The sequence below is a fragment of the Halococcus sp. IIIV-5B genome (assembly GCF_003602035.1).
Taxonomy (GTDB): Archaea; Halobacteriota; Halobacteria; order Halobacteriales; family Halococcaceae; genus Halococcus; species Halococcus salsus.
The window spans coordinates 1-22,428 of the sequence record NZ_QZWE01000041.1 but is presented as its reverse complement, the minus strand read 5'-3'; the positions used below and the strand labels follow the sequence as shown (position 1 = coordinate 22,428).

The following is a 22,428-nucleotide window of genomic DNA, read 5'->3' as shown; positions in this document are numbered from 1 at the left end:
TGTCACGAGGAGGTGGTGGGGAGAACGACCGGCGAGGGCCTCGTCGAGCGCGGGTGTGGCGGCGGCGGGGTCGACGAGGAGTGATCGTGTTTCCCCGAGAACGTAGACGTTGGTTTCGCCGCCGGGGGCGGCAGTCTCGACGGGAATCGGGACACGCGTGGGCGCTGCCATGAGGGGGAAGGGGCGACGACGAGCGAAAACGCGTTCGACTACTGGTTGAGGAAGTAGACCTGCTTTCTGGCGTCGCGGAAGCTGTAACGTGAACCGACGAGGTCGTCCTCTTCGAGCCGATTGAGCGCGTACCGAACGGTTCGGTCCGGGAGCAGCGACTCCTCGGCGAGCTGACCCTGCGAGAGCGGGGTTTCGGTTTCGAGGACTTTCGCGACCAGCTTCGCGCTCGGCGGGAGTTCACGGAGCCGGTCGCGGAACTCGGTCTGTGAGAGGGGGTCGTCGGGGCCCGAGCGGTTGGACGTGGTGCTCATACGTGCAGTTCTGCCAAGACCGCTGGTAAAACTTGCCCATGTATGTGGCTGTACTGTATGAAGTCATAATGTCTCACGGGCATCCATAATACATCGCCGTCGGAACCGCTTTTTTCGGTGGGGTCGGACGGGTCGTATGTCGTCGATCCCCGACGCGTTTCACGACCTGTTCGACCGGGAGACCTTCGCGCACTTCGCGACGGTGATGCCCGACGGCACCCCGCAAGTGACCCCCGTCTGGGTCGACTACGACCCCGAGGACGACCGGGTGCTCGTGAACACCGCACGCGGGCGGCGCAAGGAGCGGAACGTCCACAACGAACCGAAGGTCGGGGTCTCGATGGTCGACCCGGACAACCCGTATCGGTTCGTCTCGGTCCAGGGCGAGGTCGACGAACTCACCGAGGAGGGCGCGGTCGAGCACATCAACGAACTCGCACAGCGGTACATGGGCGTCGAGGAGTATCCCGACCTCGACGAGGAGGAGTCGCCACGGGTGATACTCCGGATCCGTCCGGACGACGTCGCGGTGGGCGAGGGGTAGTCGGCACACGCATCCAGTACGGTTTTATCCCCCGGCGGGCGAATACGTCGATAGTGAAGGGACAGGAATGGTACCAGACCGCCGAGGTCGCCGAAGCCTACGAGGACAAACGGTTCTCGGACGGCGGTCAGCTCATCGACGAGCGCGAAAAGGAGGCTGTGCTCTCGGCGGTCGGCCCGGTCGAAGGGAAACACATCCTCGAGATCGCGTGCGGGACGGGGCGATTCACCACGATGCTCGCCCGGCGCGGTGCCGACATCGTGGGGCTCGACATCTCGCCCGCGATGCTCCAAGAGGGACGGAAGAAGGCCCACGCGGCGGGCATCGCCGACCACCTCGAATTCATGCGCGGGGACGCCGCCCGACTCCCGTTCCCCGACGACCACTTCGAGACGGTGGTGGCGATGCGCTTTTTCCACCTCGCGGACACCCCCGCGTCGTTCCTCGCCGAGATGCGTCGGGTCGCGCGCGACCAGGTGGTCTTCGACACCTTCCGCCGGTTCAGCACCCGGAGCATCTACAACTGGCTCCTCCCGATGGGGTCGCGGCTCTACTCCCGCGTGGAGGTCGAACGCCTGCTCAACGGCGCGGGCCTCCGGCTGGCCCACGAAGAACACGACTTCGTCTTCCCGTACGGGCTGTATCGGCAGCTTCCCGACGGGGTGGCGACCGCCCTCCGCGACCTCGACACCTCCGTCATGGGGTCGCCGGTGGGCGACCACGTCGCCTCGGTCTCGTACTGGGATGCCCGCATATAGCCTTCGTATCCCACGATCCGTTGTCCGAAACGAGAGACATGGATCACGGACATCAACGACCTCTTAGTGCTACGCGCTGACTTCGGCGACGAAATCCGGTTACCTCGTCACGATGCGCGGGTACGTCGACGCCGAGAAGTGCGAGCGTCGTGTCGTCGCGGAGTGTGCCAGGACGGACAAACTTCACCCGTGTTACGACGCCGATATCCTCGATGACCGCGAGGAGAGCGACGATAATGCCACTCTCGGCAAATTCGGGATCGTCGGATGATGTGTCCGACCTGCGATTGGAAAACGGCGCTCGACGAGAGGATGCAAGAGCGCCGTTCACGCGACCGGTGTGAATCGTACGACGAGGTCGTTCAATTGGGCAACTCGCTGTCGTTCGCCGGTCCCTGAGGCTGCTTTTCTCAGCAGTCTATCGGTCTGGTATCTGACCGACGTGTGCTGCTTCTCCATCGACGAGAACGTTCGCTCTTCCGTCGAGATCGAATGTTCGGAGTTTACCATTGAATCGGTACACGTCGGACTCGTTGGTCACCATCCCTTCCGCCTCCCTTAACATGTACGTGTCGCCGTCGTCGATCGAGCCGCCAGCTTTGCTCGTTTGAGCGAGACGGGGAGGACCACTCACCGTGAAGTTGTACGTGGCAGGGGACCCGGTGCCTTGTATCTGGAGAAGGTGCTCGTAGTTCTGCCCAACGTGTGCCGGTTTTCCATTGAGTAACACGTTTATCGGGGCACCATCGAAGTTGAACGCGAGGAAATTGCTATCCAACCTATTGTCGTAGAACGTGTACGCGTCTTTCCCCGAATTGACTCGGCCTGATGCAGTCACACCGTCATTGAATATCCGATCTTCGCTACCGAAGGTCGCACCGTGGCCACTGCTCTTTTCCACGTTTGCGTTGACTGAGAACGTGTAGTGTGTGGCGGGCCCAGTCCCTTCTATTTCGACGAAGTGATCGGGCCGCATCCCAACATGCGCCGGTTCGCCGTCGAGGAGCACGTTTATCGGGGCACCATCGAAGTTGAACGCGAGGAGGTTGCCATCGAAGGTGTAGGCATCCTTCCCAGACCCGACCAGCCCGTGTGCGCTGTTGTTGGTGATGGTGGCATCGCCGTCGATAGTTGCCCCGTCAGCGGTGCTCTTCTTGAGGTTGTCGCCGGCAGTAAACAGGTAGTTGCTCTTGGTACCCGTCCCCTCGATGACGAGCGTATGCTCGTCCGGAGCTGCTGCCGCACTTCCGACGGCACCGAGACCCGCTACTCCCACCGCACTCGCCGCGAGGAATTTGCGTCGTGAGACATCGACCGACTGCGAATCATCCGCATCACGGGGGGCGTTGTTGGATTTCATAACCACATATACATCTCGTAGTTTTTGTAATAAGCTTTGTGTGATTTTTGATAGGTCATAAATCTACTGTGAATGATCCGTTCATATAGGTCTTGCATAGGTTGATTAGACTTGTACTGGCGTCTATTTGCAGAAAGTGCTATTTCTGCGCGTCCGACGACCGCCATCACGCAACCCCCGTTTGAACACCCTCAGAACAGTGGGATAGCCTCTGATCCGGTGGGTGACATACTGAGACGCTCGTATCTGACCGTTCTCGCTACCTTCTCCCGATTCCCGGCAGCAGTTCTCGAACTGACTTACGCCGATTCCCGAGCCGTCACGTTCGTCCGCCCCACTTCGACCGCATGACAGCCGTGAAGCCGAGGAAAACGACCAACAGAAATCCGGGAACGAGTCCGACGAACCAAGTGAACAGCAGTCCGAGCGCCTCCAGCACGATCAAAACGCCGTTCAGACGAGTATAGATCCCTTCGAGAGACTTCGTGGCTGGGTAGCTCACGAGGGTCAGAAACGAAACGATACCGAGCGCTTCCGGCAGGAGACTAATCGTCGAGACCCGCGAGTAGTTGCAGCCATCGTAGTAGCCGATACTGTCTAACCCGACCGACGTGATTCGATAATCGAACCCTAACAAACTCATGACCTGCCGACTGGGGGTCGGATACACACACCCTATTTGCGTCATCTGGCCATCCATGGTGTAGACGCCGATGACGATGAGTACGACACTTCCAGCAAGGAAGTAGGTGAACGTTTTCGGCGAGCGGAGCGTGATCATTTCGTGTGCGGGATGACTTTCACGTATGATATATTAGTTCATCTTCGCCCCACTTCGACCGCATGACGGCCGTAAAGCCGAGGACAACGACCAGCAGAAATCCGGGGAGATATTCATTGTACCACGCCAATAGGATTCCGAGCGATCCGATCACGACCAAGACGGTGTTCAGGCGAGTATTGATTCCTTCGAGAGGTTTCGCGGCCGGATAGCTCACGAGGACCAAAAATGAGAGAATACCGAATATTTCTATCAGTATCCTACTTGTTGAAATCTGAGTGAAACCGCAGCCATTGTAGTACCCGATACGACCGAAGCCGACTGCTGTGATCCGATAATCGAAGCCCAGCAAACTCGTAATCCAACGACTGAGACTTGCATACCCACAAGCCACTCCGGACCCACGACCACTGAAATCGAAGAGACCGACGACGATGAGTCCGACACTGACAACGAGCAAGTAGGTGAACGTTTTCGGCGAGCGAATCGCGACCACTTCTCACACTACAGCCATAACGTACAAAATACTGTTTCATTTCTGTTCCGTCGGTCCGGTCGTCGAACGTGGGACGTAGCGGCGGTCAGTTTCTACGCGTTCTCGAGCGCGCCCTTCGAATCCCAGATAGAGGTCATGAGGTCGGCGAACACCGATGCCCGGAGCGGATGTCCGTCGGTGTCGGTCGCGTCCGCATCGACCGCCGCGAGCTCCGCGACGAACGCCTCGTTGTAGTCCATCCCCTCGATCGTCTCGCGCACGTCGAAGGTGAGCCGCCCCTCCGAATCGGTGTCGAGCCAGTCCATCGTCCGCTGGCGCTCGTCGTACTCGATGGTGTACGTCTCGCCACCCATTATGGAACGAATTTCGTCCATTGGACCGACTTCGAGCCAGTTGTCGTCGGTCTCGACGTACAGCACCCCGTCGCGGACGTCGGTCGCGTATCGTTTCATGAGCTTCCTTCGGCGTGGGAGGATTAAATCATCCCCCGAAACCACCCCTCACTCCTCCGTCGCGATCCGCGAGCGGAACTCCGGTCGACCACTGACCTCGGGGTGGGTACGGAACAGCGCGCCCGCGAGGTCGCCGTACTCCTCGATGCCCTCACCGCGGGCCGAAGTGATGTAGAGGTCCTCGTACTCCGGGCCGCCGAACGCCACGCTCGACGGGCGCTCGGCGGGCACCTCGATCGTTCGTACGAGCTCGCCGTCCGGGGCGTAGCGTTCGACCCGGGCCCCGTTCCACCGGGCCACCCAGACGAACCCCTCGCTGTCCACCGTCAGCCCGTCGGATATCGCGGGGCCGTCGAGGTCGAGGAACGTCGTTCGGTTCGCCAGCAGCCCGCTCGACGCGTCGTAGTCGTAGCGATAGACGCGGTACTCCTCGGAGACCGAGAAGTACATCCCGGTCCGGTCAGGGGTGAAGTCCATCCCGTTCGGGATGTCGAGGTCGTCCTCGACCAGCGTGTAGCTCCCGTCGGGGTCGAAGCGGTAGAGCCGACCCAGTCGGTCTTCGGTCGGCATCGTGCCCGCGAAGACACGGCCCTCCGGGTCCGCCACGACGTCGTTGAACCGGGTGTCGCGTTCGTCGGGGATCTCCTCGACGACCGTCCGCGTCTCGCCGTCGGCCCAGCGCGTCACCGTCCCCTGATCCCGAAACAGGAGCAACGCGCCGTCGGCCTCGAACGTGAACCCGCCGATGGGACGCCCCTCGTGACACTGCTCGTGGGTGTCGGTGGCGGGGTCGTAGCGATAGAGCTTCCCTCTCGGGATGTCGACCCAGTAGAGGCGCTGCTCGTCGGGGTGCCAGAGCGGGCCCTCGCCCGTGACCGAACCGTACTCCGCGATGACCTCGATGTTCGAGTCCTCGTCGTTCGTCCCGGGTTCCGGGTCGTGCTCCGCCATGGCTGGCAGTCATCGGGTCGACCGAAGAACGTTCGGGTTCGAGACGGTGGCTTGGACGGCGGTACGTCGGTCGCCGACGACTCAGAACCGACCCAAGACCTCGGCACCGTGGCTGGCCGACGCCATGGCGTCGTCGGGGTCGTCGTGCTCGTAGATCGCCCACTCTACCCCGTGGTCGGTGGCGGCCTCCAGAGAGCCGGTGACGTCGAGGACGCCCTCGCCCACCTCGGTCGGCGATCCCGTCTCGTCGGCGTCCGAGATGTGGACGAGCGACACGCGGTCGTCGAGCCGGTCGAGCAGCGAGACGGGGTCGACACCGCCCACGGTGACCCAGCCACAGTCGAGCTCGAACTCGACGGGGTCGGTGGTGGCGGCCGCGAGCCGGTCGAAGGCCGTCTCACCGTCGACTTCCACGAACTCGTGGTCGTGGTTGTGATAGGAGAACGCCATCCCGTGGTCCGCGACCGTCTCGGCGACCGACTGGAGCCGATCGGCGGTCGCCTCGATGGCCTCGACCGTCTCGAACGCGTCCGGGCCGAGCCACGGAACGACGAGGTGCTCACACCCGAGCGAGCGGTAGAATTCGATGGTCTCGTCGGGGTCGGCTTCGAGCCGTTCGATGTCGACGTGCGCGGCGACGGATTCGAGCCCCGTTTCGTCGAGCGTCTCTCGCACTCGGTCGCCGTCGGCGTCCGTGACCCGACCGGCGAACTCCACACCCGCGAAGCCGACCTCTCTGACCTGTTCGAGGAGTTCCGGCAGCGGCTGCTCGACGTCGCGAAGGGTGTACAACTGGATGGCGGCGCGAACCATACGCCCCTCCAACCCCGCCGGGGCAAAACGGTTTCCGCTCGGTGTTCGATCCCCGTACCGTCCGACGTTGGAACCGTCACGCCCTTCGACGGGGGTTCTCGACCGCTCGAACGATCCGCCGTGGACCGAGCGACGTCGGTGCGTTCACACGTCGAACGGCGGCTCGTCGTCCCCCCGGAGGATCTCCTGGCCGCACCGTTCGCACCGATAGACGACGTAGTTGCCGTCGACCGTCGAGGTCGTGTACCTATCGTGACCAAACCAGCGACAACGGACGTCCACTCTCGGTTCTACAGAGACCCTCCCGACCGTCCGGTATAAGTTTTCCCGTCGATATGAAGATATTTCGATGGGTATCGGTAGCCACCCGACCTCGAAACAACGGTGGAGTAGCGCTACACCCGGAAGGTCTTCAGTAGGTTCGAGTGTGGACTCGCCTTCACTCGTTCTTCGGCGGCGCGCCGACGCCGGGGGTGGCCCAATCGGGGGCGTCGAGCTGGCCCTTGCCCCTGTGGATCGAGCGGTAGAGCCGGCCGATGAGCCGATAGGGAAGCCAGTCGTCGACGCGGGGTTCGACCCGGCCATCGCGGATCGCGCGCACGACGTTCTCGGGGGTCGGCTCCTCGACGTCGACCGCGGTGTAGGCTCGACCGACCTCGACGGGGTAGTGGGCGTCGCTCCCACCAGTCATCGGGAGGTCGTGGTCGGCGGCGAGGCGTTCGACCCACTCGCGGGTGCGGGGATGTTTGCCGTTGACCTCGATGGCGTCGAAGTCGGCGTCGACCTCGCGGACGGTCGAGTTCCGGTAGGGATGGGCGATGATCGCGGCACAGCCCCGGTCGTGAGCCAGATCGACGGTCTCCTCGGGAGTGAGTTCGCCGGGTCTGCTCTCGGCGGGTGGGTCGGGTCCCACCACGAGCACGTGGCCGCGACTGGTCGAGACCTCGATACCGGGGATCACCGCCACACCGGCGACCTCGTTCTCGAACCGTCGGCAGTAGTCGTGGTTGGTCGTCGCGACGCCGTCGAGCCCGCGGGCGCGAGCGGTCCCCGCCAGCAGACGAACCCCGATCGGGTCGTAGGCGTCGCCGACTCGGCGACGGCCGTGGAAGAAGCGGGTGTGGGCGTGGAGGTCGATCCGGTACACGTCGGTGAAGCGTCCCGGCAGGCCTTTGCTGTTCCGCTGAGAAGCCGGGTCATGACCCCTCACGTCCGCCCGAACGCGGTCCGGACCGACGGCGGCGGCTCTCGGGTGCTCATCTACAACCCGGTCAGCGGGAACGGGAGCCACACCGACGAGGTCTACGACCTCGCCGAGGAGTACGACGTGACGGTTCGGGAGACGAACGAGGGCGGCGACGCCGTCGACCTCGCTCGCGAGACCGACGCCGACCTCGTGGCGGCCGGCGGGGGCGACGGCACCCTCCACGAGGTGGTTCGAGGGCTCTACGAGGCGGACACCCTGGACACGACGACCGTCGCCGTGATCCCCACCGGCACGGGAAACAACTTCGCGGGGAACGTCGGGATCGAGACCATCGCGGACGGCTTCGAGACCCTCGACGGGGGCGAGCGACGCGCGATCGACCTCGGGGTGGCGAACGGACACCCGTTCGTCAACTCCGCGATCGCGGGGCTGACCGCCGATGCGAGCTCCGAGACCTCCGCCGACCAGAAGGACTCGCTGGGCGTGCTGGCTTACGTGGTCAACACCATCCGAACCGCCGCGGACTTCGAGGGACTCGACCTCTCGATCGAGACACCCGACGACGAGGCCGCCTGGACCGGGAAGGCGGCGTTCGTGCTCGTCGGCAACGGCCGACGGTTCCCGGTCGAGGGGCGGACGCAGGCGAACATGGAGGACGGCCGGTTCGAGGTCACGATCATCGAGGACCGCCCGACGGGCAAGCTCGTCGGGGAAGCCACCCTCCGGCGGCTGCTCGGGAGCGACACGGGGAACATCACGCGGCTCGAAGCCCCGGAACTCGCGGTGTCCGTGAACGGAGGCGAGCCCGGCACCTTCAGCCTCGACGGCGAGATGCTCTCGGCGCGCGAGCTCGACCTCGAAACCCACGCCAACGCGGTCACGCTGTGCGTCGGCGAGGCGTACGACCCCACCCCGCCCGCCGTGGACTGACCGGTGCCACCTCGAACGACCGACGGACGGCAGTCGAAGCCGCTTTGAGGGCGCTCGCCGAGGGTGGAGCATGAGCACGCCCGCCGCAGGCGACGACGCCGACCCATCCGCCGCGACCGACGGGGAGACCCACCCGAACGCCGCCCAGGACGTGATCGCGGTGGACGAGAACGACGAGCCGAGCGAGCTCGTCAACCGCCTCGACGCCCACACCGGCGACGGGGTTCGCCACCGAGCCTTCACCGCCCTGTTGTTCGACGGGTCGGGCAACCTCCTGCTCGCCCAGCGCAGCCCCGAGAAACGCCTCTGGGACACCTGCTGGGACGGCACCGTGGCCTCCCATCCACGCGAGGGCGAGACCCAGGTCGAGGCCACCCGCAAACGCCTCGAAGAGGAACTCGGCGTCACACCCGACCAGTACGACGACCTTCGTACTACGGACCGCTTCGAGTACAAACGCTACTACTTCGACGAGGGTATCGAGTGGGAGGTTTGTACTGTCCTGAAAGCCACCCTCACGGACACCTCGCTCGCGCCGGACGAGGAGGAGGTCGGGGGCCTGCTCTGGGTGCCCTACGAATACCTCCACGACAACCCGCGCTGGTACCGGCAGTTGGATCTGTGTCCCTGGTTCGAGATCGCGATGCGCAGAGATTTCTAGGCGTTTCGATTCGCTCCGCTATCGGCGATAAACTTTTGTCCGCCCGCCTCTGTTCTTGATGTACGTAGTATAGCATGGCTCTAGGTACTATTACAATCAAAAGCCGCACAATCATGAACGACAGTTCTGTGTGCGGCTTTTCTGAGTAAGCGCGGCCTCGGTAGACGTGGAGGGAGAACCCCCCACATAATATTGCCGGACTAGAGCGCGTGCATCTGCTCCTCATAGTACTTGCAGGAGTGTTGGCGGTTTTCACAACCGTTGCATACTTGTGTGGTCTTGTGAGCGCGGAGTTCATTGTCAAGCGAATGCTACTAAGTACAGAGACACTACTAATTAGTGTCTTAGTTGGATTAGCTTCGAAAAGATTCGACTTTTGAAAATAAAATACAACGAATCACAGCTATCAGACCTGTTGAGCGAGGGCGGGGACGAATCTCAGAAACGTATCGGAACAAAAGATATCGGAGAATCGCTAGCTCAGATAGCAGATGCTGAAATTGAACGAATGCTGACCGACTTAGACATCACCAATGGGACAGAGCAGGTCGCAAAAGCAATCTACAGACGTTCGCTTGAGGGGAAGGTGATTGAGAACACGACAATATTCGAATTGTGTGCAGGATGTGTCTACGCCGCAGTTAGGGTGGAATCAAAGCCTTACACAGCTAAAGCGATTCCAGAAGTAGCTAGATCGACTGAAAAACGAGTTGCGAACGTGTTTGCAGAACTCAGTAAGCAGTTGGGGCTGAAAGTTGGCCCAGTTCAGCCAGAGCACTACGTTCCTCGTTACTGCGAGGATCTATCGCTCAGTGAATCAACGGAGATGCGAGCAATACAACTAATTGAGACTGGTGTAAAGCATGAAATCCACACTGGCAGATCACCATCAGGGTTCGCGGCAAATGCTGTCTACGCCGCGTCGTTGTTAACAGATGAAATGGTGACGCAGGAAAGACTAAGCGAAGTTACAGGCACAAGCATACGAACTGTGCGTGATACGTACAAGATGCAATTAATAGCGGAAGGCGAGGAGATAGAAGTTAACGAAGATGACGAATCCGAGTAGAAGTTAGCTATCCGGGCTGTAGTTCGGCGCTTCGTCGGTTATCACCACGTCGTGGGCGTGGCCCTCGGTCTGACCCGCAGACGAAACCCGAACGAACTCCGCGCGCTCTTTGAACGTGGGGATGGTGTCCGCTCCCACATAACCCATCCCGCTCTGCATCCCGCCGACGAGCTGGAAGAGTTCGCTCTCGACGCTGCCCTTGTAGGGCGTCGCGGCCTCGACACCCTCGGGGATGAAGTCCTCGTCCTCCTGGACGTCCTTCATGTAGCGGTTGCCGTCGTCGCCCGACTGCATCGCGCCGACCGACCCCATCCCGCGGTACTGCTTGTAGCGCTTGCCGTTCATCGTGACCACGCGGCCCGGCGCTTCGTCGGTCCCGGCGAAGTACGAGCCGAGCATCACCGCGTCCGCGCCCGCCGCGATGGCCTTGATGGCGTCGCCCGAGTAGCGGATCCCGCCGTCGGCGATGACGGGAATATCGTGCTCGCTGGCGACGTCCGCGACCTGCGCGACGGCGGTGATCTGGGGCATTCCCGACCCGGTGACCACGCGGGTGGTGCAGATCGAGCCCGGGCCGATCCCGACCTTGATCCCGTCGGCGAAGTCCACGAGTTCCGCGGCGGCCTCGCGGGTGCCGACGTTGCCGACCACCACGTCGGCCTCGACGCCCGACGCGAGCTCGCGCGCCGAGTCGATGACGTTGCGGTTGTGGGCGTGCGCGCAGTCGATGAAGAGGACATCGGCACCCGCCTCGTCGACCGCCGCCGCGCGGTCGGTCTCGAACGGTCCGACGGCGACCCCGACCCGGAGTCGGCCCCGCTCGTCGCGGGCGGCCGAGTCGTACTCCCGGCGCTGGAGGATCCCCTGCATCGTCACCAGCCCGCTCAGTCGGTTCTCCTCGTCGACCACCGGCACGCGCTCGATCTTGTGCTCGTACATGAGTTCGAGCGCCTCGCGTGCGTCGACGTTCGCGGGGGCCGTGATCACCTCGTCGGTCATCGCCTCGCGGACCTCGTCGCGGTCGCGGACTTCGAGGTAGGGTCGGATGTCGGTCGCGGAGATGATCCCCAGCACCTCGCCCGCCTCGTTCACGACGGGCGCGCCGCTCACCCCTTCGGCCTCCATCATCTCGTCGACCTCGCGCACGGTCTGGTCGGGGCTCGCGGTCACGACCTCGCGGATCACGAGTTCGTCGGCGCGCTTGACGCGTTCGACCTCCGCGGCGACCTCCTCGATGTCCATGTTCCGGTGGAGCACCCCGAGCCCACCCTGACGCGCCATCGCGATCGCCAGGTCGCTCTCGGTGACGGTGTCCATCGCCGCCGAGAGGACCGGGACGGTGAGTTCGACCGAGCGCGAGACGCGGGTCGCGGTGTCGGCCTCGTCGGGCTCGACCCGGCTCTCCTTCGGCCGGAGCAACACGTCGTCGAACGTGAGCGCTTCCGGGACACGAAGCTTCTCCGAGAAGGGTTCCGAACCGTTGGTTACCATATAAACGGTGTGTGACCGGACCTGAAAAACGTTCCGAGACGACGGATCCGCCGGATCGAGAACGGATGAGGGACCGAGGACGAACGACGGACCGACCACGGTCTCTCCCGGTGACTGGTCCCAGGGCGAACTACTCGACTCGAAGTGATTTCGGGTACTCGGCGACGTTCTCACAGCCGTCCTCGGTGACGACCACGAAGTCCTCGATCCGGATCCCGCCGACGTCGGGGTCGTAGAGCCCCGGTTCGACGGTGACGACGTTGCCGGGTTCGAGTTCCCCGCCGTTGAAGCTCAGGCTCGGTAGCTCGTGGACCGCGAGCCCGATGCCGTGACCGGTCCCGTGGATGTACCCCGTCTCGGTTTCGGGGTCCGCGCGAAGGGTCGGTTCGCCGGCGTCCTCGTAGACGTCACAGACCGCGTCGTGGACCGCCGCGCCCGTCACACCTGGCTCGATCGCGTCCATCGCGGCGTCGAACGCGTCCTCGGTGAGGTCGTACCACGCCTCGATCGTCTCGCTGGGCTCGCCCTTCACGAACGTCCGGGTCATGTCGGCGTGGTAGCCAGTTTCGTCGCTCCCGGGGAAGATATCGATGATGATCGACTCGTCGGCGGCGAGCGGGCCGCTCCCACGGTTGTGGGGGTCGGCGGCACCGCTGCCGCAGGCCACGATCGACTCCCCGGAGGAGAACCCGTTCTCGAGGAACGTCGTCTCGATCGCGGTCTTGACCCGCTCCGAGGTGAGTGGTTCGCCGTCGAGCACGAGGATGCCGTCCTCCACGTCGGCCTCCCGAAGGAGGTCCTCGGCGGCGGCCATCCCCCGTTCGTTGACGCGCTGGGCCTCCCTGATGTGGTCGACCTCCTCGTCGGTCTTCACGGCCCGGATGTCGGTGAGGACGCTTCCCTCCTCGGCCGTCACCGCGATCCCTTCTTCGCGGAGGCCGTCGGCGGTCCCGACCGGGAACCGGGGCGGGACGAGTACCGAGTCGAGGTCGTGGTCGTCGAGGAACGCCGCGAGAACGACGTGGCCCGCCTCGCGGCTCCCCGCGCCGTCGGTGTAGTCGGCGTGGCGCGAGACCGTCCCCGCACGGCTCTCGCTCTTCGCACGACCGTATTCGAGCGCCGAGACGAGGAGGTGGGTCTCGCCGTCGTAGAGCGTCACGAACGGATCGGGGGCGGTGAACCCCGAGAGATAGCGCTGGTCGGGGTCGTCGGAGTCGGCGTTGAGAAGGTAGCCGTCGGCGTCGGCATCGTCGAGCGCCGTATCGAGCGCCGAAAGGTCGAGATCCATGCGACCGGTTCCGGGGCTCCGACCAAAACGATGCTGTTTCGGCCACCGACGGTCCCCTCGCCGTCAGGTCGAGAGGTTGGGTTCGGTCATGGGTTCGATGCGCGAGTCGTGGCCGGTCTCGTTGTCGTGGGCCTCGGCGCGCGATTCCGCGCCGATCCGCGACGGGTGGAACCCGACGTCGCCACACGTTTCGCAGGTGATCTTGTACATCCTCGATCCATGTTCTATCACGGACTATCATTAATGTTGTGGCCGACGGTCGCCACGCTGATACCACCCCCAGTCGTCGAGCGGGCATGGACGCCGAGATCGCGCCGTCGTCGGTCGCCGGCCGGGTCACCGCCCCGCCGTCGAAGAGCTACACCCATCGGGCCATCCTCGCCGCGGGCTACGGCGAGGGCGAGACCAGGGTCGAAGCGCCGCTCGTGAGCGCCGACACGCGGGCGACCGCACGCGCGGTGCGCGCCTTCGGCGGGGAGGTCGACCTCGCCGACGACACGTTCGTCGTCCGAGGATTCGGCTACCCCGACATCCCCGACGACGTCGTCGACTGCGGCAACTCCGGGACCACGATGCGGCTCGTGACCGGGACGGCGGCGCTCACCGAGGGCCTCACCGTCCTCACCGGCGACGGATCGCTCCGATCGCGCCCCCACGGCCCGCTGCTCGACGCCATCGAGGACCTCGACGGGCGCGCCGAGAGCACCCGGGCTAACGGGCAAGCCCCGCTCGTCGTCGGCGGTCCCGTCGCGGGCGAGCGGGTCTCGATCCCCGGCGACGTCTCCTCGCAGTTCGTCACCGCGCTCTTGATGGCGGGCGCGCGCACCGAGTCGGGACTCGCCGTCGACCTCGAAACCGAGCTCAAGTCCGCGCCCTACGTCGAGATAACCCGCGAGCTGCTCGCCGATTTCGATGTGGAGACCGAGCGGACGGACGCGGGATTCGCCGTCTCGGGTGCACAGTCCTACGATTCGGGTGGGAGCTACCGCGTCCCGGGTGACTTCTCGTCGACCTCCTATCTCCTCGCGGCTGGCGCGCTCGCCGCCGACGAGGGGCTCGACGTGGCGGGCGCGTACCCGAGCGCCCAGGGCGATACCGCCATCGTCGACCACCTCGAACGAATGGGCGCGGCGCTCTCGTGGGACCGCGATTCTGGAACCATTTCGGTCGAGCGGAGCGACCTCCAAGGGATCGAGGTCGACGTCGGCGACACCCCCGACCTCCTGCCGACGTTCGCGACGCTCGGGGCCGCCGCCGAGGGCGAGACACGGATCGTGAACGCCGAGCACGTCCGATACAAGGAGACCGACCGCGTGAACGCGATGGCCGAGGAACTCGAGAAGATGGGCGCGGCGGTCACCGAACGGCAGGATTCGCTCACGGTCCACGGCGGCGACTCGGCGCTTCGCGGTGCGCGGGTCGACGGTCGCGGCGACCACCGGATCGTGATGGCGCTCGCCGTCGCGGGCTTGGTGGCCGAGGGCACGACGACCGTCACGGGGGCCGAGCACGTCGACGTCTCGTTCCCGAACTTCTTCGAGTTGCTCGGCGATGCTGGTGCCGACGTCACGCTCGACTGAATCCGTCCACTCACCGCGTTCAGGACACCCACAAGAATCGTTATCCGGCGGCCGGCCGTGGTGGGGGACATGAATTCCATCGAGCCGTTCGAGTACGACAACGCCGCCGGCCGGATCGCGTTCGGTCGCGGGACCGCGGCCGACCTCGGGGAGCTCGTGTGCGACGCGGGCGGCGAGCGCGCGCTCGTGGTCTGTGGCGAGCACGTCGGTGCGAACCGCGATCTGATGGATCCCATCGAGAATGGCCTCGGCGAGCAGTACGCGGGGACCTTCGACGGGACGACGCCCGACAAATCGGCCGCAGGCGCGTTCGACGGGGTCGCCGCGATGGACGAGCACGACGCGGACGCGCTCGTCGCGGTCGGCGGCGGGAGTTCGATCGACCTCGCGCGGGCGATGCGGGCGATCGAGGCCGGCGAGCGCGATGCGGACGAACTCCGTGAGCACGCCGCCGAGACGGGCGGACTGCCGATTCCCGATGGCGACCTCACGGGGCTCGTCGCGGTCCCGACGACGCTGGCGGGGGCCGACCTCTCGGCCGGCGGGTCGGTGACGTTCGACGGCGAGGACGGTGATATCGTCGCTGGGTTCAGCGACCCCGCGTTGATGCCCGACGCGTTGGTCTACGACCCGGAGCTGTTCGAGACCACGCCCGAGGGAGTGCTGTTCGGCTCGGCGATGAACGGCTTCGACAAGGGGCTCGAACTGCCCTACGCCCGGCACGCCAGTCCGCTGACCGACGCGACAGCGCTGCGCGGACTGGGGCTCATGGCCGACGCGCTCCCGGAACTCCCCGCGCCCGAGGCGATGGACGCCGCCGTCGCGGGGGTCGTGCTCGTCCAGTACGGCCAGGGGAATCGCGGGCCGGGCTTGCTGTCCGCCATCCACGCCTTCGGTCACGGGCTGCGCGAGGAGGGCGTCCAGCAGGGGATCGCACACGCCGTCATGGCCCCGCCGGTGCTCGAACTCCTCTTTTCGGACGTCGACGGTCGCCGCGACGCGCTCGCGGACGCGCTCGACGTGAGCGCCGAGGGCTCGGACGCCACGGCCGCGGCGGTCGTCGAGCGCGTCGCCGAGGTGCGGGACTCGATGGACCTCCCGACGAAGCTCCGCGACCTCGACGCGGTCGAGCGCGACGCGCTCCCGGGTGTCGCCGAGTACATCTACGACGACGCGACGCTCGACAACGGGCCCGAGGGGTTCGAGCCGACCGTCGAGGAGATCGAGGGGACTCTCGAAGACGCGTGGTGAGCGGGGATCGGGTCGGCCGAATCGGCATCGACACGGACCACAGTGCGGTCGGCGCGCGGCAGCGGTCGGCGTGAGTAACCACGAACGCCGACCGCGGACGCCGTGCGAGGGATGAACGGAGCGAGTGAAACGAGCGGAGTGAATCGGCTGGGGAGGCGTGTGGGCGGAGCGGTCGCGGGGCGGTTTCCCATTTGTATCGGGATTTGCGGTAACAGCGAGTCCCGAGAACGGAAAGCAGACGAGACACCGTACTGGCATTCCACATCGTAGTAAGCCGCTTGTCCGTCCCGACCGCAACCGCTGCACGGACTGGAAGGTTCAAATCCCTCGACACCGACGCTCGACCATGAACGGCAACGAGTTCGGGCGGCTCTTCCGGGTCACGACGTTCGGCGAGAGCCACGGTCAGGCGATGGGGGTCACGGTGTCGGGCTGTCCGGCGGGACTGGAACTCGACCAGGACGACATCCAAGTCGAACTCGACCGGCGCAAACCCGGTCAATCACAGATCACGACCAGCCGTGGCGAACCCGACGCGGTGTCGATCAAGAGCGGGCTCCAGGACGGCTACACCACCGGCACGCCGATCGGGATGGTGATCCAGAACAAGGACGCGCGGTCGGGGAAGTACGAGCCGTTCATCACGGCCCCCCGACCCTCCCACGGTGATTTCACCTACTCCGCGAAGTTCGGGACGAGAAACTGGGGCGGCGGGGGGCGCTCGTCGGCCCGCGAGACCGCGAACTGGGTCGCCGCGGGCGCGGTCGCCCGCAAGATCCTCGCGAGCGAGGGGATCGAGATCCGCGCGCACGTCAACCAGATCGGCGACATCGAGGCCCCCGAGGTGAGGTTCGAGGATATCCGCGAGCACGCCGAGGAGAACCCGGTCCGGTGTGCGCACCCCGAGACGGCCGAACGGATGCGCGAGGCCATCGACGACTACCAGCGCGAGGGCGACTCGATCGGCGGGTCGATCTACTTCGAGATCCGGGGCGCGCCGCGGGGCCTCGGCGCGCCGCGCTTCGACTCGATCCCCGCACGCCTCGGCCAGGCCATGCTGAGCGTCCCCGCGACGACGGGCTTCGAGTTCGGGTTGGGGCGGGAGGCGCGGCGTTACCGGGGTAGCGAACGCAACGAGGACTGGGAGTTCGACGAGAACGGGGATCCAATCCCGACCGGCAACGACCACGGCGGCATCCAGGGTGGTATCACGACCGGCCAGCCGATCCGTGGGGAGGTCACGCTCCACGCGCCGACCTCGATCCCGAAAAAGCAGACCACCGTCGACTGGGAGACGGGCGAGGAGAAGGAGGCCCAGGTCATCGGTCGCCACGACCCCGTGCTCCCCCCGCGCGGCGTCCCGGTGGTGGAGGCGATGGCAGCGCTCACGATGGTCGACTTCATGCTCCTCGGTGGGCGGGTCAATCCCGACCGGCTCGACGGCGACCTCGGCGAGTACGACACCGACTACCACCCGTCGAGCCCGGAGAACGACCCGGAAGACGCGGCGACGAGCACCGAGCCGACGGAGGACTGACAGCCTACCTCTCAGCGAAGTCCCGAACGAACGCGTCGTCGAACACCGCCCACAGTGTGAGGTCCTTGTACTCGCCCGCTTTGTAGTAGGCGTCGCGCTTCGTGCCATCGTGGACGAAGCCCAGTTTTTCGAGCACGCGCTTGCTCGCGGGGTTGTCGTCCTGCACCGTGGCCTCGACGCGGCGGGCGTTGAGCTCGTCGAAAGCGTACGCGACGAGCAGCCGAGCGGCCTCGCTGGCGTACCCGTTGCCTTGGTACTCGGGGAGGACGTAGTAGGCCACAGCCGTGGTTCGTGAACGTCCGTCCACCGTGTGGATGGTTCCCCAGCCCACCGTCTCGTTCTCGGCCCGGATCGCGCACAGCGCGTGGTCTTCGTCGCCGCTCTGGAGTTCCTGAACCCGATCGCTCGCGTGGTCGTCGGTGAGTCCACGGCCGTACGACCCGGTAGCGCGCATCGTGGGTTCGTTGCGTGACCGACGGTAGGCCGCGACGTGGGCGTCGTCGGCAGGGTCGAGTGGAACCAGATCGACTTCGTCGCCGGGGAGAAACGTCATGACAGTGTTCCGTCGTGCCGTCACAAAACCGTACTCGTCTACCAGTAGGGGTTCGAGCGCCACCGCGCCGAGCCCGCACCGACGGCGCACGCTCCGGCGAGCGCGAGGAGCGCCACCGCGAGGGCCACGACCGTCGCGAGGCCGAGCCCGGTGAGGACGAGGCTGACGAGCGTAGCGAGGAGCACGACGGCGGTGAGAAAGAGGACGACGACGGCGAGCGGTTGTGAGGGATGCATTTCAGACGCCATCGGGGTCGCACGCGCGGTCGATGCTCTCGACGAGGGCCGCGAGTTCGTCGACACACTCGCCGTGGGCCACCATCCCCGAGCGGTCGTTCCAGGCGACCACGTTCGCGGCGTCGAGCTTCGGGAGGTGGTTCTGGAGGAGCGAGACGTAGACCGTCTTTCGCTGTTCGGCCGAGACCGTCGCGGGCGGGATGTCGTGTTCCTCGCCCGCGATCGTTCGTGCGAGGTCGCCCATCCCGACGCCCTCCTCGGTGTCGAGCGCCGCGACGTGTTCGATGACCGCCCGGCGGCGGGCGTTGCTGATGAGTTCACAGACGGTCCCGGTCGAGAGCGGTATCGACCCTCCGGGGTGCTCGACGTCGTCGGCCGTCCCACCGACGGCCCACCCGGGCGCTCCCGAGGACGACCCGGCCGCGTTGTCGGAGACCATTGTCGTTGCTTGGATCACTCCGTCGCTGCAAATAAGACTCGCGGTCCGACGAACGCACCGCCGGCTCCCAGGCGACTCCCGCGCCCGACCCACGTCGTTCAAGACGGCCGCGCACCGACCCCTCTCATGACCACCGTCGCCGTGCTCTGTGACCCGCCGCGGACGGGCGTGCTCCCCGGTCTCGACCCGTCGCCGCTCTCGGCCGAGGACCATGCAGCGCTCTACGGGGCGATGTGCGCCGACACCGTTCGTGCGGTCGAGGAGAGCGCAGCCGACCTCCTCATCAACTACCGGGCCGAGGGCGAAGACCCTCCGGAAGACCTTCGAACGGTCGTGACGGACGCGCTCGACGACCCGGATGCGGCGCGATTCGAGCCACAGGTCGGGTCGACGTTCTCGGGACGCGTCGGGAACACCCTCACTCACCTGCTCGAAACCGAAGGCGAGAGCGCCGTGGTCGCCGTCGAACCGACCGCACCGTTCCTCGCCCGCGGCGACCTCGACGGACTGGCGATGAAGCTCCGCCGGAACGACGTGGTTCTCGGACCCGCATCCAGCGGTCGGGTCTACGCCGCGGCGTTCGGGGCCACCATCGACTTCGCGGACGCCTACACCGCCCCTGCCGTCACGACGCTGACCGACCGTGCGCTCGATGCGGGGCTCGACGTCGATTACGCACCGATGCTCCCCGTGGTCAAGACGCCGGCCGACCTCGCGGGCGCGCTGGGGCTCATCGAAGCCCGCGAACGCGCTGGACGGCGGGTCCCTGAACACACCGCGGAATGTCTCTCGGATCTGGGTGTCGGACTCGAAACAGATGGTAGCGAACTCACGGTCTCGAAAGCGGACACCGACAGGCCTTAGACACGCGCGGCGGTAGTCGGGGTCGCGGTGGGGTGGCAGAGTGGACAATTGCGCCTGTCTTGAAAACAGGTGGCCTATGGCCTCATGGGTTCGAATCCCATCCCCACCGCGTTTCTCACGAACACCGACGCCGAGCGACGCGAGGCATCTCGTGAGTGAGAACGCGAGACGTTGGGATTCGAATCAGGGAGAGCGCAGTCTTCCGAGCGAAGCGGGGAAGGAAGCGATCGACCGTGGTTCGAATCCCATCCCCACCGCGTTCTCGTGACCACGCACGACGAGCGTCGGTAACCGACGAGCGACGGTCTCCAGAATAGTTAAGCCGAACCGATCTGCAATTTGAGAGGTCGATGTCCGCTCGTTCCCGATCCCTCCTCGTAGTTGCTCTCGTTCTCTCCCTCACCGTCGTGGGCGCGACCGCGGCGCGACCACCGCCGGAACCGTTGTGTGGCGTCTGTGGCGACTCACTTACCGAGTCGGCGGCCGATCACGGCGTCGGTCTCTCGACCGGGGAGAGTCACCTCTCGATACGGATCGCCGAGAACGGCTCCGCGAACTGGCGCGGTCGCGTCGAACTCCGCTCGGGTGCGGACGCCCTCCGGGAGAACGACCAGCGCAGACGGAGCATCGTTCGGGACTCGGTGGATCGCTCGGCCATGGACGGACCGGGCGTTCGAAGCACCGTTGACAACGACACGCTCGTCGTGACCTATCGCGACTCCGACTTCGCCCGTCGCTCGGCGGGGGCTGTCGTCGTCGGTTCGCTCGCCAGTCCGTATCTCACCGCTCGGGCCGATACCATCGTGGTCCACGCTCCGCCGGGCTACCGCCCCGCGAACCGACCGACCGGCACCGCCACGACGAACGACTCGGCGGTGGTCTGGAGCGGCGGACCCGACGAGATCGGTTTCGAACCCACCTATCTGGCGTTCGTACCGACAGAGACACTCGTTCCAAGTCTCGTAGGGCTGCTCGCCACCGCGCTCGCTGTCGGTCCGGAGCTCGCTACGGAATCCCTGTCGATAGTGTTCTTCACGATGCTCGTACTCGGTGGGGCCGCTGGATTCCTGACACGTCGACTGGACGGGGCAGCGCAACACAACGAGCGAGATTCCCTCGTCGTGGCGCTGGGTGCGGTGGTCGCATTTCTCGCGGTCGTGTTCGCCGGTCGAGCCCTCACCGACGGGTCCCGGATGGCTCTATCACTGTTCGTACCGACCGCGCTGTTCTTCGGGCTTGGATATCACGCTCGGCGGGACCGCAGAGCGTGGGGGTTCGTCGTCGCACTCACCGCCGCCCCGTTCCTCGGGGTGTTCGCGATGGCGTTCTTCAGGACGGCGGGACCCGTGTTCGGCGGTGGATTCGCCGACCTTTTCTTCAACATCGGTGGTGTCATCGCCCTCGTGGTCGGTGTCGTCGCGTTCTTCGCGGGACGCAACATCGCCAGGAACGGCTAACGAGAGCGGGGTAGTCCGTCCTCACCCGCTAGCCCGCAGAACGATGTGTTCGCCACCCCTCCGTAGCGCCTCCACCGTCTCGAACCCCGAGAAATGCGCTCGAAGGTCGAGGTCGCGATGGTGGACCAGAACGAACTCGCCGTCGGGCGCGAGCACCTCACGAGCACCCGTGAAGAGGTCCGCAAGCACCCCACGACCGGCGTGAGTCGGTGGATTACAGAGGACACGGTCGAACGGGCCATCGACGCCGTCGAGACAATCCGCGGTCACGACGGACCCCGTCACACCGGACGCGTCGAGTGTGCGCTCGGCACAGCACGTCGCGACGCAGTCGTCGTCGGTGAGCCAAACCTCACAGTCGGCGACGCGGGCAGTGTAAGTTCCGATAGCGCCGGAGCCACAACAGAGGTCGAGAACCCGCTCGCCGTCCTCCACGGTCGCAGCTTCGAGGAGTAATCGGGTTCCGTCGTCGAGCCCGGTGGTCGAGAACACCCCGGGAAGGGTGATGAGCGACAGTTCGGTGCCGTCAACCGCCGTGTGGATCGTTCGCGGCGAAACGAGCTGTGGCGGGTCGAACACCGGCGGACGGCTGGCGCGGAGCACCACGAAGCCGTCGCGCTCGGTGACCCGTTCGACGCCCGCTGTGAGGTCGCGGAGGCAGGCCTCGTAGCGCGTGAGACCGGTGTGTTTCGCCGCCGCGAGGGAGAGCGAACCACCGGGACGGAGAACGGCGAGACCGTTCACGATGCGCTGGCGGCCCATCGAGAGCGGTGTGTAGGGCTTCGGCGCGTACGCCACCGTGTCGAATCGCTCGTCGAGGGTTCGTGGGTCGGCGGTGAGCGCGGTCGTCACCTCGACGCCGTTCGCGCTCGCGTTTCGCCCACAGAGACGCGCGGCACGGGCGCTCGATTCGGTCATGTGGACCGAATCCGCTCGGTCGGCGAGCACGCAGCCGACGACCCCGTAGGTGGCTTCGAGACAGCAACAGTCCCCGAGGGTCGAATCCCAGAGCGCGTCGAGAAGCAGGAGTTCGGCCGTGCGAAACGAGCGCTTCGAGTGAACGCCGTCCGTGGTACGGAACCGGTAGACGGGTCGTGCGGCCGAAACCCGTGATTCGAGTTCGAGAACGCGAGTATCGTCCCTCATCCCCGACACCCCCGCGACCCGAGCACGAACCCGGCATCGGGTGGATCGACCGGCTGCTCACTCGAAACCGGATCAGATACCG

The 22,428-nt window shown here is 65.4% G+C and carries 26 protein-coding genes and 1 tRNA gene; 12 read left to right on the top strand and 15 right to left on the bottom strand.

What is annotated here, in order from left to right; all coding sequences use genetic code 11:
- Positions 1-209 precede the first annotated feature (209 nt).
- A complete protein-coding gene (locus tag D3261_RS17995; RefSeq protein ID WP_120074762.1) occupies positions 210-482 on the bottom strand; it encodes a helix-turn-helix domain-containing protein in 273 nt (90 codons plus the stop codon).
- 136 nt (positions 483-618) lie between these two features.
- Here D3261_RS17995 and D3261_RS17990 point away from each other — a divergent pair, with 136 nt between their 5' ends.
- From D3261_RS17990 to D3261_RS20145, 3 genes are all read left to right on the top strand, one after another.
- Positions 619-1,026 (top strand): pyridoxamine 5'-phosphate oxidase family protein, encoded by a 408-nt coding sequence (locus tag D3261_RS17990; RefSeq protein ID WP_120074760.1) that lies wholly within the window; start codon positions 619-621, stop codon positions 1,024-1,026.
- A gap of 53 nt (positions 1,027-1,079) precedes the next feature.
- Complete coding sequence (locus tag D3261_RS17985) at positions 1,080-1,784, top strand: class I SAM-dependent methyltransferase (RefSeq protein ID WP_120074758.1); 705 nt, start codon at positions 1,080-1,082, stop codon at positions 1,782-1,784.
- Positions 1,785-1,896: 112 nt separating this feature from the next.
- Entirely contained in the window at positions 1,897-2,055 is a 159-nt protein-coding gene (locus tag D3261_RS20145; RefSeq protein WP_158589416.1) for a hypothetical protein, read from the top strand.
- Positions 2,056-2,202: 147 nt separating this feature from the next.
- Here the strand turns inward: D3261_RS20145 and D3261_RS17980 are convergent, their stop codons facing one another.
- From D3261_RS17980 to D3261_RS17950, 7 genes are all read right to left on the bottom strand, one after another.
- Complete coding sequence (locus tag D3261_RS17980) at positions 2,203-3,144, bottom strand: pre-peptidase (RefSeq protein ID WP_120074757.1); 942 nt, start codon at positions 3,142-3,144, stop codon at positions 2,203-2,205.
- Between the two features lie 319 nt (positions 3,145-3,463).
- Positions 3,464-3,925 carry a hypothetical protein gene (locus D3261_RS17975; protein WP_120074755.1) on the bottom strand — a complete coding sequence of 154 codons (462 nt, stop codon included), beginning with the start codon at positions 3,923-3,925 and terminating at the stop codon, positions 3,464-3,466.
- A gap of 19 nt (positions 3,926-3,944) precedes the next feature.
- Complete coding sequence (locus D3261_RS17970) at positions 3,945-4,421, bottom strand: hypothetical protein (RefSeq protein ID WP_120074753.1); 477 nt, start codon at positions 4,419-4,421, stop codon at positions 3,945-3,947.
- Between the two features lie 92 nt (positions 4,422-4,513).
- The gene (locus D3261_RS17965) at positions 4,514-4,873 is read right to left on the bottom strand and encodes a hypothetical protein (protein WP_120074751.1); all 360 of its coding nucleotides are present in this window, start codon (positions 4,871-4,873) and stop codon (positions 4,514-4,516) included.
- 48 nt (positions 4,874-4,921) lie between these two features.
- The gene (locus D3261_RS17960; RefSeq protein ID WP_120074749.1) at positions 4,922-5,824 is read right to left on the bottom strand and encodes an SMP-30/gluconolactonase/LRE family protein; all 903 of its coding nucleotides are present in this window, start codon (positions 5,822-5,824) and stop codon (positions 4,922-4,924) included.
- Positions 5,825-5,905: 81 nt separating this feature from the next.
- Positions 5,906-6,637 carry a sugar phosphate isomerase/epimerase gene (locus D3261_RS17955; RefSeq protein ID WP_199694062.1) on the bottom strand — a complete coding sequence of 244 codons (732 nt, stop codon included), beginning with the start codon at positions 6,635-6,637 and terminating at the stop codon, positions 5,906-5,908.
- A 439-nt stretch (positions 6,638-7,076) separates the two neighbouring features.
- On the bottom strand, positions 7,077-7,784 hold the full coding sequence (locus tag D3261_RS17950) for a CehA/McbA family metallohydrolase (protein WP_120074745.1): 708 nt from the start codon (positions 7,782-7,784) through the stop codon (positions 7,077-7,079).
- A 51-nt stretch (positions 7,785-7,835) separates the two neighbouring features.
- On the opposite strand from D3261_RS17950, the gene D3261_RS17945 reads away from it, so the two are divergent.
- The 3 genes from D3261_RS17945 to D3261_RS17935 all read left to right on the top strand — a co-directional run bounded on the left by D3261_RS17945 (position 7,836) and on the right by D3261_RS17935 (position 10,504).
- Positions 7,836-8,774, top strand: coding sequence for a diacylglycerol kinase family protein (locus tag D3261_RS17945; protein WP_120074743.1), 939 nt, complete (start codon positions 7,836-7,838; stop codon positions 8,772-8,774).
- Between the two features lie 70 nt (positions 8,775-8,844).
- The gene (locus tag D3261_RS17940) at positions 8,845-9,435 is read left to right on the top strand and encodes an NUDIX domain-containing protein (protein WP_120074741.1); all 591 of its coding nucleotides are present in this window, start codon (positions 8,845-8,847) and stop codon (positions 9,433-9,435) included.
- Positions 9,436-9,850: 415 nt separating this feature from the next.
- Positions 9,851-10,504 (top strand): hypothetical protein, encoded by a 654-nt coding sequence (locus tag D3261_RS17935; RefSeq protein ID WP_147464994.1) that lies wholly within the window; start codon positions 9,851-9,853, stop codon positions 10,502-10,504.
- 3 nt (positions 10,505-10,507) lie between these two features.
- Here the strand turns inward: D3261_RS17935 and guaB are convergent, their stop codons facing one another.
- From guaB to D3261_RS20445, 3 genes are all read right to left on the bottom strand, one after another.
- A complete protein-coding gene (gene guaB, locus D3261_RS17930; protein ID WP_120074738.1) occupies positions 10,508-11,995 on the bottom strand; it encodes an IMP dehydrogenase in 1,488 nt (495 codons plus the stop codon).
- Between the two features lie 130 nt (positions 11,996-12,125).
- Positions 12,126-13,283, bottom strand: coding sequence for a Xaa-Pro peptidase family protein (locus D3261_RS17925; RefSeq protein ID WP_120074736.1), 1,158 nt, complete (start codon positions 13,281-13,283; stop codon positions 12,126-12,128).
- A gap of 63 nt (positions 13,284-13,346) precedes the next feature.
- Positions 13,347-13,493, bottom strand: coding sequence for a hypothetical protein (locus D3261_RS20445; RefSeq protein ID WP_169316560.1), 147 nt, complete (start codon positions 13,491-13,493; stop codon positions 13,347-13,349).
- An 86-nt stretch (positions 13,494-13,579) separates the two neighbouring features.
- Between D3261_RS20445 and aroA the strand changes: the two genes are divergently transcribed.
- From aroA to aroC, 3 genes are all read left to right on the top strand, one after another.
- Complete coding sequence (aroA, locus tag D3261_RS17920) at positions 13,580-14,863, top strand: 3-phosphoshikimate 1-carboxyvinyltransferase (protein WP_120074734.1); 1,284 nt, start codon at positions 13,580-13,582, stop codon at positions 14,861-14,863.
- 69 nt (positions 14,864-14,932) lie between these two features.
- Complete coding sequence (locus D3261_RS17915) at positions 14,933-16,114, top strand: iron-containing alcohol dehydrogenase family protein (protein WP_120074732.1); 1,182 nt, start codon at positions 14,933-14,935, stop codon at positions 16,112-16,114.
- A 346-nt stretch (positions 16,115-16,460) separates the two neighbouring features.
- A complete protein-coding gene (aroC, locus tag D3261_RS17910; RefSeq protein WP_120074730.1) occupies positions 16,461-17,651 on the top strand; it encodes a chorismate synthase in 1,191 nt (396 codons plus the stop codon).
- Positions 17,652-17,655: 4 nt separating this feature from the next.
- Here the strand turns inward: aroC and D3261_RS17905 are convergent, their stop codons facing one another.
- From D3261_RS17905 to D3261_RS17895, 3 genes are read right to left on the bottom strand one after another with little or no spacing between them, the layout of a single operon-like run.
- The gene (locus D3261_RS17905; RefSeq protein WP_120074728.1) at positions 17,656-18,204 is read right to left on the bottom strand and encodes a GNAT family N-acetyltransferase; all 549 of its coding nucleotides are present in this window, start codon (positions 18,202-18,204) and stop codon (positions 17,656-17,658) included.
- A 38-nt stretch (positions 18,205-18,242) separates the two neighbouring features.
- Positions 18,243-18,440 (bottom strand): hypothetical protein, encoded by a 198-nt coding sequence (locus D3261_RS17900; RefSeq protein WP_233554032.1) that lies wholly within the window; start codon positions 18,438-18,440, stop codon positions 18,243-18,245.
- Position 18,441: 1 nt separating this feature from the next.
- Positions 18,442-18,879, bottom strand: a complete 438-nt coding sequence (locus D3261_RS17895; protein WP_120074725.1) for a hypothetical protein — start codon at positions 18,877-18,879, stop codon at positions 18,442-18,444.
- 126 nt (positions 18,880-19,005) lie between these two features.
- Between D3261_RS17895 and D3261_RS17890 the strand changes: the two genes are divergently transcribed.
- The 3 genes from D3261_RS17890 to D3261_RS17880 all read left to right on the top strand — a co-directional run bounded on the left by D3261_RS17890 (position 19,006) and on the right by D3261_RS17880 (position 21,200).
- Positions 19,006-19,743 carry a hypothetical protein gene (locus D3261_RS17890; protein WP_120074723.1) on the top strand — a complete coding sequence of 246 codons (738 nt, stop codon included), beginning with the start codon at positions 19,006-19,008 and terminating at the stop codon, positions 19,741-19,743.
- A gap of 26 nt (positions 19,744-19,769) precedes the next feature.
- Positions 19,770-19,852, top strand: a tRNA-Ser gene (locus D3261_RS17885).
- Positions 19,853-20,093: 241 nt separating this feature from the next.
- Positions 20,094-21,200, top strand: a complete 1,107-nt coding sequence (locus D3261_RS17880) for a hypothetical protein (RefSeq protein ID WP_120074721.1) — start codon at positions 20,094-20,096, stop codon at positions 21,198-21,200.
- 21 nt (positions 21,201-21,221) lie between these two features.
- Here the strand turns inward: D3261_RS17880 and D3261_RS17875 are convergent, their stop codons facing one another.
- Positions 21,222-22,346, bottom strand: a complete 1,125-nt coding sequence (locus D3261_RS17875) for a methyltransferase (RefSeq protein ID WP_120074764.1) — start codon at positions 22,344-22,346, stop codon at positions 21,222-21,224.
- Positions 22,347-22,428: the final 82 nt, after the last annotated feature.

What these genes read in the sequence shown, in the direction of transcription:
- D3261_RS17945 (WP_120074743.1), top strand. Translation starts at nt 7,836, where the DNA reads ATGACCCCTCACGTCCGCCCGAACGCGGTCCGGACCGACGGCGGCGGC.
- D3261_RS17925 (WP_120074736.1), bottom strand. Translation starts at nt 13,283, where the DNA reads ATGGATCTCGACCTTTCGGCGCTCGATACGGCGCTCGACGATGCCGAC.
- D3261_RS17915 (WP_120074732.1), top strand. Translation starts at nt 14,933, where the DNA reads ATGAATTCCATCGAGCCGTTCGAGTACGACAACGCCGCCGGCCGGATC.
- D3261_RS17960 (WP_120074749.1), bottom strand. Translation starts at nt 5,824, where the DNA reads ATGGCGGAGCACGACCCGGAACCCGGGACGAACGACGAGGACTCGAAC.
- D3261_RS17875 (WP_120074764.1), bottom strand. Translation starts at nt 22,346, where the DNA reads ATGAGGGACGATACTCGCGTTCTCGAACTCGAATCACGGGTTTCGGCC.
- D3261_RS17900 (WP_233554032.1), bottom strand. Translation starts at nt 18,440, where the DNA reads ATGCATCCCTCACAACCGCTCGCCGTCGTCGTCCTCTTTCTCACCGCC.
- D3261_RS17890 (WP_120074723.1), top strand. Translation starts at nt 19,006, where the DNA reads ATGACCACCGTCGCCGTGCTCTGTGACCCGCCGCGGACGGGCGTGCTC.
- D3261_RS17940 (WP_120074741.1), top strand. Translation starts at nt 8,845, where the DNA reads ATGAGCACGCCCGCCGCAGGCGACGACGCCGACCCATCCGCCGCGACC.
- D3261_RS17955 (WP_199694062.1), bottom strand. Translation starts at nt 6,637, where the DNA reads ATGGTTCGCGCCGCCATCCAGTTGTACACCCTTCGCGACGTCGAGCAG.
- guaB (WP_120074738.1), bottom strand. Translation starts at nt 11,995, where the DNA reads ATGGTAACCAACGGTTCGGAACCCTTCTCGGAGAAGCTTCGTGTCCCG.
- D3261_RS17880 (WP_120074721.1), top strand. Translation starts at nt 20,094, where the DNA reads ATGTCCGCTCGTTCCCGATCCCTCCTCGTAGTTGCTCTCGTTCTCTCC.
- D3261_RS17975 (WP_120074755.1), bottom strand. Translation starts at nt 3,925, where the DNA reads ATGATCACGCTCCGCTCGCCGAAAACGTTCACCTACTTCCTTGCTGGA.
- D3261_RS17990 (WP_120074760.1), top strand. Translation starts at nt 619, where the DNA reads ATGTCGTCGATCCCCGACGCGTTTCACGACCTGTTCGACCGGGAGACC.
- D3261_RS17965 (WP_120074751.1), bottom strand. Translation starts at nt 4,873, where the DNA reads ATGAAACGATACGCGACCGACGTCCGCGACGGGGTGCTGTACGTCGAG.
- D3261_RS20145 (WP_158589416.1), top strand. Translation starts at nt 1,897, where the DNA reads ATGCGCGGGTACGTCGACGCCGAGAAGTGCGAGCGTCGTGTCGTCGCG.
- aroC (WP_120074730.1), top strand. Translation starts at nt 16,461, where the DNA reads ATGAACGGCAACGAGTTCGGGCGGCTCTTCCGGGTCACGACGTTCGGC.
- D3261_RS20445 (WP_169316560.1), bottom strand. Translation starts at nt 13,493, where the DNA reads ATGTACAAGATCACCTGCGAAACGTGTGGCGACGTCGGGTTCCACCCG.
- D3261_RS17980 (WP_120074757.1), bottom strand. Translation starts at nt 3,144, where the DNA reads ATGAAATCCAACAACGCCCCCCGTGATGCGGATGATTCGCAGTCGGTC.
- D3261_RS17995 (WP_120074762.1), bottom strand. Translation starts at nt 482, where the DNA reads ATGAGCACCACGTCCAACCGCTCGGGCCCCGACGACCCCCTCTCACAG.
- aroA (WP_120074734.1), top strand. Translation starts at nt 13,580, where the DNA reads ATGGACGCCGAGATCGCGCCGTCGTCGGTCGCCGGCCGGGTCACCGCC.
- D3261_RS17895 (WP_120074725.1), bottom strand. Translation starts at nt 18,879, where the DNA reads ATGGTCTCCGACAACGCGGCCGGGTCGTCCTCGGGAGCGCCCGGGTGG.
- D3261_RS17905 (WP_120074728.1), bottom strand. Translation starts at nt 18,204, where the DNA reads ATGACGTTTCTCCCCGGCGACGAAGTCGATCTGGTTCCACTCGACCCT.